Origin of the sequence: Mycobacteroides sp. PCS013 (assembly GCF_049532645.1) — a bacterium.
Lineage (GTDB): Bacteria > Actinomycetota > Actinomycetes > Mycobacteriales > Mycobacteriaceae > Mycobacterium > Mycobacterium gwanakae.
In genome coordinates, this window is record NZ_CP150131.1 from 1643390 (window position 1) to 1655867 (window position 12478).

A 12478-nucleotide genomic window follows, 5' to 3' on the forward strand; every position below is an offset into this window, starting at 1 on the left:
GTGAGGATGCCGGCCATGGATAAGGCTTTGAAAGCGGCAGCGATGATGAAGGCGATCGTCGCGCAGAAAGGCGCCGAGGGCGTCGAGCTGTCGTTGATGGATATGCCGTACCCGCATGCTGCCGAGAATGATGTCATCGTCCGGGTGCATGCCGCCGGTTTCACTCCCGGTGAACTCGACTGGCCCGGAACGTGGGCCGACCGCTCGGGACGGGACCGGGCTCCTAGCATTCCGGGGCACGAAGTATCGGGTGTGGTGGCCGAATTGGGCTATGGAACAACGGGACTGACGGTGGGACAGCGAGTCTTTGGCATCACAGACTGGGCGCGGAACGGAACGCTGGCGGAGTACGTCGCGGTGGAAGCGCGTAATCTGGCGCCGCTCGCGGCTGATGTCGATCACGCGGTCGCGGCGGCTCTGCCCATCTCCGGACTGACAGCCTGGCAGGCGTTGTTCGTCCATGCACAGATCACCGCTGGCCAGCGCGTGCTGATACATGGTGCCGCAGGCGCCGTCGGCTCCGTCGCCGTGCAACTCGCGCACGAGGCCGGCGCCTACGTCATCGGCAGCGGACGTACAGGTCAACGCGAGCAGATTGCGGGACTCAAGGCGGATGAATTTGTTGACCTGGGTTGCGACGCGATAGAAGACATCGGCGCGGTTGACGTGGTGTTCGATGTCGTTGGCGGGGAGATCCTCGATCGCTCAGCGCAATTGGTGCGTGCCGGTGGCACGCTGATCACCATTGCCGAACCCCCGCGGATCATTCCCCAGGGAGTGCGTGCGGTCTTCTTTGTCGTCGAACCAGACCGTGCACAGTTGTCCTTCCTGGAAAAGAGACTGCGCGACGGCAGAATACGCCAAGACATCGGGTGCATTCTTCCCCTCGAGAATGCGATGAGGGCCTTCGACCCTGACCGTAAAACTCCTGGCAAGACGGTCATCGAGGTTCTCGCCGCTGGACCAGGCCGCACTTCGCCACACCAATCCGAAAGGGGATGAGCCAACATGGCTCCGAAAGCTCTGCTTGCTGCCCTGGGCGTCGCCGCGATGCTCGTGCCCGTGGCCTGCACCCAGCCTTCGCCGCACAACGTGGGTGAAAACCCTGTTGTCCGCCAGGTATTCGATCGGCCGACCAACGTGCCTGGGAAGTCATTGACGTCAGTGACCGTGAGTTATCCGCCGGGCGCAAAAAGCGTTGCTCACCGTCATGCGAAATCGGCGTTCATCATGGCGTACGTGATCTCAGGTGCGATCCGCAGCCAAGTCGAGGGTGAGCCGTCACGGGTGTATCGCGCCGGGGAAACCTGGTACGAAGACCCCGGCGCACACCACACGATCGGCGAAAACGCGAGCGCCACAGAACCTGCGGAGTTACTGGCAGTCTTCCTGGTCGATACCGGAGATGGACCGCTCACTACCGATGACGCGACCACGAAGTAGGAGAATCTGTGTACACGCTTGACCGAGTCAAGGTCGTCGGGATAGCGCTGCGCGTCTCGCTCGCGACGGCCTTTCTGTCCGCAGTTGCCGACCGATTCGGGTGGTGGGCACCGCTCGGGCAGGGCAGTTGGGGGAGCATGGGTGCCTTCGCCGCGTACACCCATCAGTTGGTTCCGTTTGCCTCCGGATGGTTACTGTCCGTCATCGTGTGGGCGTCCACTGCCGCCGAAGTGATCCTGGGATTCCTACTTCTCATCGGATGGAGACCAAAGCTTGTCGGCGCGGCAACGTGCCTGTTGCTCATCATGTTTGGGACCAGCATGGCGGTATCGATCGGATTGGAGGCGCCGTTCAGCTACAGCGTTTTCTCTGCGGCAAGCGCTGCTGCGGCTTACGCGGTACTCGGCACAAGGTCGCCGTCGCGCTAGCCAAAACGTCCCTCATGGCTGCGGGGGAGTAACGCGGGCAAGGCTCAGTATGTGTTCGGCGGACTGCGCGGCACGTCCCACGAGGTCTGTGTCACGCCTCGCGGTGCCAGCGGCGAGTGTGCCCTCGACGAGCAGAGTCACTGCGTCGGTTACCCATTCCTCATCGATACCTTCGGCACGGACAAGGTCGGCGATCAGGCTCCGCCTGGCGTCGGTATGTGAGCGTGTGACCGGTCGCACGAGGTGATCATCGGCGTGCATCTCGAGTCCGGCGTTCAGGAACGCGCAACCGCGGAATCCTGGGATCGCGAAGGTTTGCGTCAGCACAGCGAACAGTGCCTCGACCGGGCGCAATCCGCGTGAAATGTGATGATCTATCGCAGCTCGCAGGCCCGCGATTGTGGGCTCATCGCGGGCCTGCAGCGCTGCGGCCACAAGCTCGTCCTTTGATCGAAAGTGCTGGTAAAGAGTGCGTTTGGTGACACCGGCCTGTTTGGCGATGGCATCTACCCCAGTCACGTCGATGCCATTGAGGTAGGTCAGCTGCGCGGCGGCCTCCAACAGCCGTTCGCGTGCTCCGGTGATTGTCACTTGCGTCACTCTATCAGTGGTATACCGATCTGTATACTTTGAGTATACTGACCGGTATGTATACCGCGCCTCGGATGGCTTACATATCAAAGGAGACAGTGGTGGACGTCAGCCTCTCGACAGGAGTTGCCCCGCCGGATCAAGGGTGTCGAATAGCGCCCCGCACGATAGGGGGGTGGCCGTGATGCGGTCGTTGGTCTACGCCGGGCCGGGGAAGGTGGAGTGGCGCGAGGCGGCTGAGCCGGTACTACAGGGCGATTGCGAAGCGCTGGTCGTGCCGGTGGCGGCCAGCCGCTGCAACTTCGATATCGCGATGATCAGCGGGGAAGTGCCGTTGCGGCCTCCGTTTCCCATCGGCCACGAGGCCGTCGTGAAAGTCGTGTCAATCGGTGATGGGGTAACTTCGGTACGCCCGGGGGACATTGCGGTTGTGGTGTGGCACATCGCTTGTGGCGGTTGCGACCGTTGCCTACGTGGTATGACAGGGCATTGCCGTCAGGTACCGCCCGGATCTAGCTACGGCGTGGGCGGTCCGTGGGGCGGTCTGTTTGACGATCTCGTCCGTGTCCCGTTCGCCGACGCCATGTTGACCCCGCTGCCGGCTGGCATAGAACCCCGCGAGTTCAGTTCTGCGGGTGACGGTTTGGGCCTTGGCCATGCCATCGTCTCCAGGAACATGCACCCGCAGCCCGAACGGGTAGCGGTTCTCGGCTGCGGTGAGCACGGCCTGTATCAGGTCGCCTTCGCTGTTGCCCTCGGTATGCCCTATGTCGCCTACGCTGACCAAGACCCTGAGCGCCGATCCATTGCCGGCAGCCTAGGGGCACATGCCGTCGCAGCCTCCCCGGATCAGCTTGAAGGAACGTTTGGGCTGATTATCGATGTCGGTGCGAACGCGGATTGGTTGTACAGCACGATCGGCATGCTTGAACCCGAGGGTGTGATCGAGTGTGTCGGTGGCCATTTCGCCGACATGCGGCTGCCCGGATTTCTGTCCTACCTGAACGGTGCCACCGTGCGTTTCGGTCTCGGTAATAACGGTCCGCACGTCCGGCCAACTATCGACATCGTGTCCCAAGGGCTCATTCGACCGTCAACTATTTGGGCTGCCGAAATCGACTGGGACGGCCTACCCGAGGCCTTCACCGCAGAACCCCGCAAGCTCGTGGCACTACGAACTCAACCAACAACCTAGATCTGCAAAGGATTTCATCATGACACTCAACATGACGCTCAACGACATCGCACGCTTGGACTTCGCCGAACTCGGAGTCCTCTACCAACACGGAACCGTGCCCACAGATCTTCGTGTGCTCGGGGAAAAGCCCGACGGACGCCAGCTCGCCATGCGAGGGCGCGACCACGGCATCAGCGCGAAAATAGTGCGCTACTTTGCCGACCCGCGCCGTGCGGTATGGATCGGTAAGAGGCTGTCTGTCATAAATGACGGATTGAGCGGAACAGGTTCAAACCGCATGAGATTCGGCCGTGATGTCTTCCCCTACATAGTCAGAATCGACGCTTCCATCCTCGATGGCCAAGACGCCATCGTTTTTGACTACAACCACGCAGGCAACAATGCGATCGGGCGACGCCTTTACAACGAGATCCGCCAGGTCGCACCCGGAGTCTTCGTAGGCGCAGTCACATGGAAGACCCGCCGAAACACGCGCTCACACCTGGGGTGGTTCGGTCTGACTGCAGATGTCCACAGCCCGCACTCCATCGACACGGACTAGCCCGCTTTTGTCCGGGGTGCCGCGAGACCCGTGAACACCGAAAACAGCTCCTGATAGCGAGCTCCCATGACCCGGACAAGTAGATCAAGGACCTTGGCATCGGGCCCGACGAGTACGCGGGGCTTCTTCTTGCGCACGGCGCTAAGGATGATGCGGGCCGCGGCCTCTGGGCTGGTGATGGCCAGATACTTGTCGAACACGGCGGCCGCCACCCGCACATCGATGCCCTCCGCGACGGTGGCGTTACGGGCAATCGCAGTCTTGATACCGCCGGGGTGCACGCAGGTGACGGCGACCGGTTTCCTGCCAGCGATCATTTCCTGGCGCAGTGACTCGGTGAAGCCGCGCACCGCGAACTTCGCTGCGTTGTAGGCACTCTGGCCAGGCAGGGATAATAGGCCGAACAGGCTGGAGACGTTGATGACGTGGCCGTCGCCCGAGGCGATCAGGTGGGGCAGGAATGCCTTGGTGCCGTTGACGACACCCCAGAAGTCGACATCGAAGATGCGCTCCATGTCCTTGAACGGGCTCACCCCGACGTCGCCGGCATAGGCGATGCCGGCATTGTTGAATATCTGGTTGACCTTGCTGAACTGCCTTGTGACGGAGTCGGCGTAGATCAGGAAAGCCTCGCGCTCAACGACATTGAGGAGGTCGGCACGGACCTGGGCCCCGAGGGCTTTCACCTGTCGTTCGGTCTCGGAAAGTCCCTCAATGTCCACATCACTGATGGCAACCGTGGCGCCCGAGCGAGCCAGCTCGATCGCCAAAGCGCGCCCGATGCCCGAGCCTGCGCCGGTCACCACGGCCACCTTGCCGCTATAGCCTTCCATTCCTGCCTCCTGATGTAGGTCTGGTTTCTAGTGCTGCAACTTTCTGGCTATCTCACGGGCTTTGGCTTTGCGGAGATAAGCGAAATGAGCTTTGACCGCGGGGATGCCGAGATTGGGGTTCACGACATACGCGCACATGCTGATGTTGCGGCTGAGATTCAGAAGACGTTTGAAGACGAGTAGCCGGGCCTTTCGGGTGATGCCGTCCTGCGCTCCGTGCTCCCTGTAGTACGTCGTCTCGTCGCCACCAAAGCTGTCGGCCGGAGCTGCCGTGTAGTAGAACAGCGCCAGCGATTGTCGCCATGAGCCTTCGGCGACGGGGTGGGGGAATCCGTGCACCGACTGGTCATCGGTGCGAAAGATGAGAGCTCTGCCCCAGACGGGAACGACCGTCTGAACGGCCCGGCCCTCCGCGTCGTAGAGCGACAGGCAACCTCCGTTATCGAGCGACCAGCTGTCATTCAAGTAGACGATAACGTTGATGCGGCGGTAGAGATTTAGCGCGCGAAGATAGTGGAAGTCGGTGTGGGGAGTCAGGACACCGCCCGCGCCGCTGAGGTGAATACCGCCCCCGAACAGATAGGGATCGGGGAGCAATTGCCCGATGCCGGTGATCTTTTCGAGCACGCTCAGGAAGCGGGGTTCGTTGAGTTCTCTGATGACAGTTTTGAATGGTTCCGGGATGAGGTCTATCTCGGCGCAGAATCGCTTGTTCCGAATGTATCCGTCTTCCCATTTGTTCCACCAGGGCCAATCGATGCTGGGGAAGTCGGCGGCGGTTTCGGAGGGCAGGCGGAGGAAATCGTCGACCACCAGATGCGGAAATGGTTGAGCGGTATGGAATTTTTGGTCAAGATCTGACGCGTTTCGTTCGAGTTCTTCGACTCTGACAACGGTATGTGCGTCGCGGAGTATGCCGTCGTTGCCCGCATAGCCTTCGAAGGATTCTGTTGACTCGCTGGAAAGTTCATTATGGATCTGCATCAGATATCTGCTCCTCGCACTAGAGCATGCGGAGCCCAGACAGCCGTCCGCATTCATTGGGTCTGCACGATGCAGCAGTGGGGTAGCGCAGCGCCATGGTTTCGGCTCCAACCAAATCGATGTTCTGTGGCTGATGGTTGCCGTCCCGGAGGGCTGAGACGTACAGCGAAAAAGCTCAATGTTGACGTCGACTCTGAGTGCCGGACGGGATACCGGGGACAGCCGACGAGAGTATCTTCAGGCCTATGCGAAACGCACGAGCGCTCCGAAGCTCCCGGCTTCGCGCTCTGGTGACACTGGCGGTGGTGGGTGCTCTTGCCGTAAGTGGGGTTGCCTGTGGCCGGGGGGACACTCGAACAGCTAGCCCTGCCGACAGTCCGGATCAACTGGCACTGGCAACGCTGGACCATATCGTGCAGGGGGACAACGCAGCTGCCACCGCCCATTTCGACCAGACCATGGCGGACATGTTGTCGGCTCCGGCTCTGGGGCAAGCATGGATTACCTACCAGGAGCTGCTGGGCGCATACCAGTCACACGGTGATCCCCACGACGTCAAGCGCGGCGAGCTGACCGTGGTCAACATTCCTCTTCAGATGGAGCGTGCACCCGGCCAGTTCCGGCTGACTGTCCACCCGGACGGATCCGTCGCGGGTCTGTACTTCCTCAAGGACGGCGTCCCCGTACCCTGAGTTCGCTTGTCGAGCCCGGGGGCCAGTCGCCACTCCAATCAGCCCGGACATCGACTTCGCGTTCGGTATCACGCCCGCCGTACCAACCATCTTCCTCGTCAGCCGTGGCGGTGTCCTCGCCGAGCTCGAACGGCTGGCGCATGCTGTTAACCTGGCGGAATGGCGTCCGCTCGGGCTTTGGGATGTATCGGAGCACTGGCAGCCAGTGGCTTGTCATTGGCGCCGCCTGCCGTCGCGGAACCGCAATTGCCGGATCTGGATCGGTACACCGCGGTGAATACGTCCGACTACACGGTCGCGATCCCGACCAGCGGATACAACGGTGCCGTGAGCAGCGTGCAGTTCAGCGCTCCCGCCGGCCAGAACTGCAGTGTGGTGATCAACGTTCGAGGAATGTGGGACATCGCGACGTGCACCGGGCCGATTCCGGGGAGTAGCTATAGCAGCGTGACCGCGAGCTATATGGAAGCCGGTAAGTTCGGCAATTCTCCGCCCGGTCCTGGGCAGGCGAAACTGTTGCCGGCTGGTAGCAAGGTCGTGTTCACCCGTGGGGTGTGGACCGGTACATGCGCGGTTGACCAGGCGATGACCGCCTGTGTTGTCGACACCGTCCCGGGACCTGGCGAGTCAACCTCAAGGGCCCCACACGGTTTCGTGCTGGGCCCAAACGACAGCTCGACATTCTAGAAACCTTGGGTAGCGAGCAGCGCAGTCCGAACCCACGGCGGTGTGCGACTGATGTCTACGGCTTAGCCTGGCCGTCAACGCTAAATGATCGGGTGAGCGGTTCCAGCAAGTTGGCCATTCGAGTCGCAAGTTCGTCAGCAGAAACATCGAACTTTCCTTGGCAATAAGCAAAAGTCAGATCTAAGCCACCCGCGACGATTATCCGCAGTGCCAGCTCCGCATCGACGGGATCGACAGCCTGGTCCTGGAACAGAATCGAATGATTGGCAAGATACAGATCAAGGATCTTGCGCCCGACGTGCGCACGAGCGCGTGCCGCTTCACCGTCGTCGGCCTCACGCCCGAGAACATGACGCAACCCTGGATGTGCGGCGTCCAGTTCTGGAGCCACACTCAGCGCGGCGCGCAGTCGGCTGGTGAGGTCGGTGGCGAGGGCGACTTTGGTCAGCACCGCGCCGATGTATTCGTCGGCGAATGCGTCGTAAACGCCTCCGAGCAGTTTGTCTCTGTCGGGAAAGCTCTCATAGAAGTAGCGCTCGGACAGCTGTGCCTGGCGGCATACGGCAGTGACGGTGATCTGGGCGAGCCCTCCCGATTCCAGCAACTCGCGGGTAGCGGCCAGTAGGCGCATCCGGCGATCTGCGCGCCGCTGATCGGCACTCATTCCGCCGTAGGTCCGCTGCGCCGCCACGTGTCGATGCTAGTAGAACGACACAGTAGGAGTATCTGACAAGACTCTTGCCAGAATAGCTTGAGGCGTGCACTATGGCTAGCCGGACCAAAAACAAGGGGAGCTATCGCCATGACTGCCGCACGTGCTGAACGCGACACCATCGACAGCGGCAAGGAAACTTCGATGATTGTCGACCCCCGGTTTATCCCTTTGGCCATCAAGTTCTTTCGGGTGTTCAGGTCCCGTCGTGCAGGTGGCGGTGCTCTCGCGGTCTTCTTGCGCGGCAGGCCCGTGCTGGATATCTGGGCAGGCGACATCGGGCCCGGCAACCCGTGGCGTCGCGACACGATGGCGATGTCGTACTCGACCGGCAAGGGAGTGGCGGCCACAGTCATCCACCGCCTGGTTGACCGTGGACTGATCGACTACGAGCAGCCAGTTGCGGCCTACTGGCCCGAGTTTGGTTCTGCCGGGAAAGGGTCGATCACTGTCCGGGAGCTGCTGAATCACCGCGCTGGACTGCACCGCGAACGTGGGCTTGTGCCAGGGAATGGGTTCTTTGACCACGACACCGTGGCCGCGGCCCTCGCGGCGAGCTCTCCAGATCCGCGCCGGCTGCGCCTGCAGGGATACCACACGGTGTCGTTCGGGACTCTTATCGCAGAGCTGGCACAACGTGTCACGAACATGCCTTTCCCCGAAATTGTGCAGACCGAGCTCAGCGAGCCTCTCGGCGAGGCTGATTTCTGGTTCCGAGTCCCGCGTGAGGAGCGTGCTCGGATTGCCCCGCTGTTCCCGGCGGTCCGCGTTGCCGGGTTCGACTATGAGAACTTCGCGGCGGCAGCTGGACGGTACCGACGCGGCAACGCGCTGGTTGAGAGCATTCCCGCTGGACTGGTCGGGTCGCAGAATCACCCTTCGGTCCACGACGCTGTCCAACCGGGCTGGAACGGGGTGTTCACAGCTCGTGCTCTCGCCAAGATGTATGGCGCGCTTGCCAACGCCGGTGAAGTCGAAGGCATTGAGTACCTCAGGCCAGGGACCGTGGAGCACATCGCGGAGATGCGCCCCAACAGCCGCTATGACTACGTGCTCGGTGTCTCGCCGCACCACTGGCTGGGCTACCACCGCGCGCTACTGCGGGGCGGGCCGACCTCCAGCGGGTTTGGGCACTACGGCACCGGCGGCTCAGGTGGCATGGCGTTTCCTGCGTCGGGTTTGTCAATAGCGTTCGTGACCAACCATCTCGGCAGTCGTCTCACCGCCGTTGGCGACCTTCGGCTGCCGACGTTCGCCTCGATAGCCTGCCGACTTCTCTAACTAAAACCAACCAATTTCATCGAAATGCTTTGTAGCAATAGAAATTCCAGCAAGAGAAAGGTGCGCTGTGGTTGCGAGTCCGCTAGGTCGGGTCAGTGGTAGGCGTTGGTCGCCCGCCGAGATAGCGCTCATAACAGCCGACACGCTCACCGAGCATGAGATTGCTGCCCGAACCGGTCGATCCAGTCGCGCGGTAGCAGCTCAGCGTCGACGTCTTGCCCAAAAGCGCCGGATGCGACTGGGGCTTTATCCTTTCCGCCGCCGCACCCGAGAGACGACGATGACCCCGTTCTCGGTGCTGCAGCACCTTCCACTGCCTACTGGTCCGGCAGAACGTCCCGACTGCAGGTGAACACTGCGCGGGCTTGCGGCCGAGAAAAATTGGGCAACAGGTGAAAACGGCGTCAGGGGAGCGGGTGGCAGGCACCTCGGGCTCAGACGTTCACTCCAATGGCTCCGGCGTGAAGGTGACGTCGACCCCGCTTACAGTCATCGTCACCTGACCTTCGATCACCATCACCTGCGCCGAGACACGTCGATCGACAGTCTGGGCCAGTTGCTGCACGGCTGCATGCGGTATCTGCACTACCGACAGGTTCGACAGCCCCGCCACTTTGGGGCCGACGGTGCGCCACCAGGTGGCCACGCCGGCGGCGAATGGGAAGAGCAGCACCCGATCGGCCTGGCCGGCCGCTTTGCCCAATGCGCGTTCATCGGGCTGGCCGACGTTGATCCACTCCAGGATTCGGCCGGTGTAGTCGACGAGCCGCAAGTCCGGCACACCAGGAGTGGACAGGCCTGGCCCGAACGCTAACTCCCCGTCGACGTCGCTGAGTCTGTGTGCACGAAGTCCAAAAGCCAACAACCGCACCACCATCCGCTCATCGGTCTCACTGGGATGACGGGCCACGGTCAGCGCGTGATCGGCGTAGTAACCGTGATCGATATCGGAGACGCCAAGTTCGACTTTGAAGACTGTTGCAGAAAGGGCCACGTCATAGTGTCCACCCAAGTGGTGCCCACCGAGCAGTCGGGCCGCATTCAGTGGTCAGACCGCCGAGCCAGACGTCCGTTCGCGTCGCCACCCAGGCACGCAACCGTGCGGATCATCAGAAGCGGCAGGGGAGAGCGGCCCTCCTAGACCTGCGCGCAACCCACTACTGCAGGGTCACGTAGATTCTTTGAGAACAATCCGAGCACCTAGCGCAGCATTCAACGAAGGCCATCATGTCCGAGGATCAGAACACAGACGTTCCACCGAATCACCTCTCCATCGATCCGCGTAGCGCCTTTTATAGCGAAGAGGTGCTTCGCCGCGACGTGGGTATTCGCTTTAATGGCGTCGAGAAAACCAATGTTCACGAATACAACGTGGCCGAGGGTTGGGTGCGTGTTGAAGTCCCGACCGCGAAGGATCGCCGCGGAAATCCGATGGTCGTCAAGCTCAGTGGCACGGTTGAACCTTTCTTCCGCTGAGCAAAAATCCTGGACACGGGCAGAATGGCCTGCCGGCGGCGAAATCGCTTAGGACCGGCCCATAATCAGTGCTTAGACGCGTACTCAACCTTGGTGACGATCCACCGGTTCTTCTGGTACTCGAGAGTGGTGGCCCAGGTCCCGTGCGCGGTCTGCGGTGCAGGGTTTTTCGGTGTCGTTACCGACCAGGCGATCTGTGACTCAACGCGGGCGTTGGTACCGGAGCACTCGACCTGCTTGCTGGTCAGCTCGGCGATATGTGAGACGTATCGATCTGCGCCCGGAATCGTGCTGACGGAGCGGAATGCCTGTTCGGACTGTGTGTAAACCTCAGGGGATAGGCGCTCCTTGAGCGCGGGCAGGTTCTGGTCTGCGAGACCGGTGAACTCGAAGCTCAGGTGGGCAACCTCCGCGGCGGCGGCGACCGTAGTGGCGCAGTGGTTCGAGGCGCGTCCGATCACGAAGTAGGCGGTGGTGCCCCCGGCGATCACTAGCACCGCGACAGCTGCGACTACCGCCCATCGCATCCGGCGGTTCCCGGACGCCGCGGATGGAGGAGGCGTGGGTGCCGGCAAGGTCGAGGCAGCGTTCTCCGATTCAGCAGACTGGCCAGACTGTATGTCCGGCACTACGGGTCCGCCGGCAGCCAGCGGTGCAGCGAGTTCTGCTGCCAGCGTGCGCAGCTGGCTATCGTCATCGAGATCGATCTGCTGTTTGAAGGCCTGGTCGGCCAATGCCATCACCTGGTCGCGGCTGATGGTTTGCCCTGTCAGCGCGGTGATCCGCTGAGAAAGCTCGTCGAGCCGGTCGTGCACAGTCATGCTCGCCACCCTAATCACTCCTTGACCGTCCCTGCGGACACCGGGATCCAGTTGAAGGGGCAACCTGTGTCGACACGATGCTTACCGATCCGGCGCTGCGACGAAAAGCATTGCGTTACAGGTCCCGTCAGCCACTAACAAAGGGCCGGGGCAGATCGTGCATGCGCGGCAATAACCAGGAAATTACTGGCAACCCGCCATGTTCGGTTGCGTCGTATTTCTCCCGCCGCGCGGCAGCGCTTGCGCCAGATGGGGCGGGGGGAGAGGCACCGATCTCCGGACGGCTTTGCGATGGCTGCTTCTCATACCGTAGATCGGGGTTGCGCGAAGCGGACCGTCACCAGTGGCACCGGCCTGTCGATGGTCGCCTGGAACTCGGTCAGCAGTTGGTTGTTTCGCCGCACCCAATCGGCGAACTCGTCGTACTCGGCACCGGCCAGCGTCGTCGCCGTTCCCTGACACGTCTCGTTCCCGATCTCGACAGTGACGGCCGGGTTCGCCCGGATGTTGTGGAACCAGTCCGGATCCCGATCTTCCCGGAACGAGCTGAGGTAGAGCGTATCGCCGCGATAGTTGAGCGCCAGAGGCACTACTCGGAGCTGACCGCTGCGGGCACCAGTCGTAGTCAACAGGATCAGCGGGTATCCGGCGTAGTCACCGCCGACCTGGCCCGCGTTCGCCCGGAACTCGGCAACCACGTCGTCGTTCCAGTTCGATGGATCTTGACCGGTTTCCTGATTCCACGGAGCGTCGGCGTCGTCGTAGCTGATGTCTTGGTTCGCCATGCTTCG

16 protein-coding genes are annotated in these 12478 nt (G+C 61.7%); 9 read left to right on the top strand and 7 right to left on the bottom strand.

Annotation, left to right across the window (positions count from 1 at the left end; translation table 11 throughout):
• Positions 1–45 precede the first annotated feature (45 nt).
• Genes RHO23_RS07985 through RHO23_RS07995 form a run of 3 tightly spaced genes read left to right on the top strand, consistent with a single transcriptional unit; the run spans position 46 to position 1871 of the window.
• Positions 46–1002 carry an NADP-dependent oxidoreductase gene (locus RHO23_RS07985; protein ID WP_423489195.1) on the top strand — a complete coding sequence of 319 codons (957 nt, stop codon included), beginning with the start codon at positions 46–48 and terminating at the stop codon, positions 1000–1002.
• A gap of 6 nt (positions 1003–1008) precedes the next feature.
• Complete coding sequence (locus RHO23_RS07990; RefSeq protein WP_423488903.1) at positions 1009–1443, top strand: cupin domain-containing protein; 435 nt, start codon at positions 1009–1011, stop codon at positions 1441–1443.
• Between the two features lie 8 nt (positions 1444–1451).
• A complete protein-coding gene (locus RHO23_RS07995; protein ID WP_423488904.1) occupies positions 1452–1871 on the top strand; it encodes a hypothetical protein in 420 nt (139 codons plus the stop codon).
• A 12-nt stretch (positions 1872–1883) separates the two neighbouring features.
• Here RHO23_RS07995 and RHO23_RS08000 read toward each other — a convergent pair whose 3' ends face one another.
• A complete protein-coding gene (locus RHO23_RS08000; RefSeq protein ID WP_423488905.1) occupies positions 1884–2462 on the bottom strand; it encodes a TetR/AcrR family transcriptional regulator in 579 nt (192 codons plus the stop codon).
• 184 nt (positions 2463–2646) lie between these two features.
• Between RHO23_RS08000 and RHO23_RS08005 the strand changes: the two genes are divergently transcribed.
• Positions 2647–3657, top strand: a complete 1011-nt coding sequence (locus RHO23_RS08005) for a zinc-dependent alcohol dehydrogenase (RefSeq protein ID WP_193601879.1) — start codon at positions 2647–2649, stop codon at positions 3655–3657.
• A 19-nt stretch (positions 3658–3676) separates the two neighbouring features.
• On the top strand, positions 3677–4201 hold the full coding sequence (locus RHO23_RS08010; protein WP_064408847.1) for a hypothetical protein: 525 nt from the start codon (positions 3677–3679) through the stop codon (positions 4199–4201).
• On the opposite strand, the gene RHO23_RS08015 is transcribed toward RHO23_RS08010, so the two are convergent.
• Both RHO23_RS08015 and RHO23_RS08020 read right to left on the bottom strand, forming a co-directional pair.
• On the bottom strand, positions 4198–5034 hold the full coding sequence (locus RHO23_RS08015) for an SDR family NAD(P)-dependent oxidoreductase (protein ID WP_423488906.1): 837 nt from the start codon (positions 5032–5034) through the stop codon (positions 4198–4200). The genes RHO23_RS08010 and RHO23_RS08015 overlap by 4 nt on opposite strands.
• A 27-nt stretch (positions 5035–5061) precedes the next feature.
• On the bottom strand, positions 5062–6075 hold the full coding sequence (locus RHO23_RS08020; RefSeq protein WP_423488907.1) for a 2OG-Fe(II) oxygenase: 1014 nt from the start codon (positions 6073–6075) through the stop codon (positions 5062–5064).
• Positions 6076–6263: 188 nt separating this feature from the next.
• Between RHO23_RS08020 and RHO23_RS08025 the strand changes: the two genes are divergently transcribed.
• Both RHO23_RS08025 and RHO23_RS08030 read left to right on the top strand, forming a co-directional pair.
• Positions 6264–6710, top strand: coding sequence for a DUF3887 domain-containing protein (locus RHO23_RS08025; RefSeq protein WP_131822565.1), 447 nt, complete (start codon positions 6264–6266; stop codon positions 6708–6710).
• Between the two features lie 159 nt (positions 6711–6869).
• Entirely contained in the window at positions 6870–7397 is a 528-nt protein-coding gene (locus RHO23_RS08030) for a hypothetical protein (RefSeq protein WP_423488908.1), read from the top strand.
• Positions 7398–7452: 55 nt separating this feature from the next.
• Here RHO23_RS08030 and RHO23_RS08035 read toward each other — a convergent pair whose 3' ends face one another.
• The gene (locus tag RHO23_RS08035; protein WP_064408852.1) at positions 7453–8088 is read right to left on the bottom strand and encodes a TetR/AcrR family transcriptional regulator; all 636 of its coding nucleotides are present in this window, start codon (positions 8086–8088) and stop codon (positions 7453–7455) included.
• A gap of 111 nt (positions 8089–8199) precedes the next feature.
• On the opposite strand from RHO23_RS08035, the gene RHO23_RS08040 reads away from it, so the two are divergent.
• Positions 8200–9390 carry a serine hydrolase domain-containing protein gene (locus RHO23_RS08040; RefSeq protein ID WP_423488909.1) on the top strand — a complete coding sequence of 397 codons (1191 nt, stop codon included), beginning with the start codon at positions 8200–8202 and terminating at the stop codon, positions 9388–9390.
• A gap of 442 nt (positions 9391–9832) precedes the next feature.
• Here RHO23_RS08040 and RHO23_RS08045 read toward each other — a convergent pair whose 3' ends face one another.
• A complete protein-coding gene (locus RHO23_RS08045; RefSeq protein WP_423488910.1) occupies positions 9833–10384 on the bottom strand; it encodes a YaeQ family protein in 552 nt (183 codons plus the stop codon).
• A gap of 233 nt (positions 10385–10617) precedes the next feature.
• Between RHO23_RS08045 and RHO23_RS08050 the strand changes: the two genes are divergently transcribed.
• Positions 10618–10866, top strand: a complete 249-nt coding sequence (locus tag RHO23_RS08050; RefSeq protein WP_005058085.1) for a DUF3297 family protein — start codon at positions 10618–10620, stop codon at positions 10864–10866.
• 65 nt (positions 10867–10931) lie between these two features.
• On the opposite strand, the gene RHO23_RS08055 is transcribed toward RHO23_RS08050, so the two are convergent.
• Both RHO23_RS08055 and RHO23_RS08060 read right to left on the bottom strand, forming a co-directional pair.
• Positions 10932–11687 carry a hypothetical protein gene (locus tag RHO23_RS08055; RefSeq protein WP_423488911.1) on the bottom strand — a complete coding sequence of 252 codons (756 nt, stop codon included), beginning with the start codon at positions 11685–11687 and terminating at the stop codon, positions 10932–10934.
• 302 nt (positions 11688–11989) lie between these two features.
• Positions 11990–12472 carry a nitroreductase/quinone reductase family protein gene (locus RHO23_RS08060; protein ID WP_423488912.1) on the bottom strand — a complete coding sequence of 161 codons (483 nt, stop codon included), beginning with the start codon at positions 12470–12472 and terminating at the stop codon, positions 11990–11992.
• Between the last annotated feature and the right edge of the window lie 6 nt (positions 12473–12478).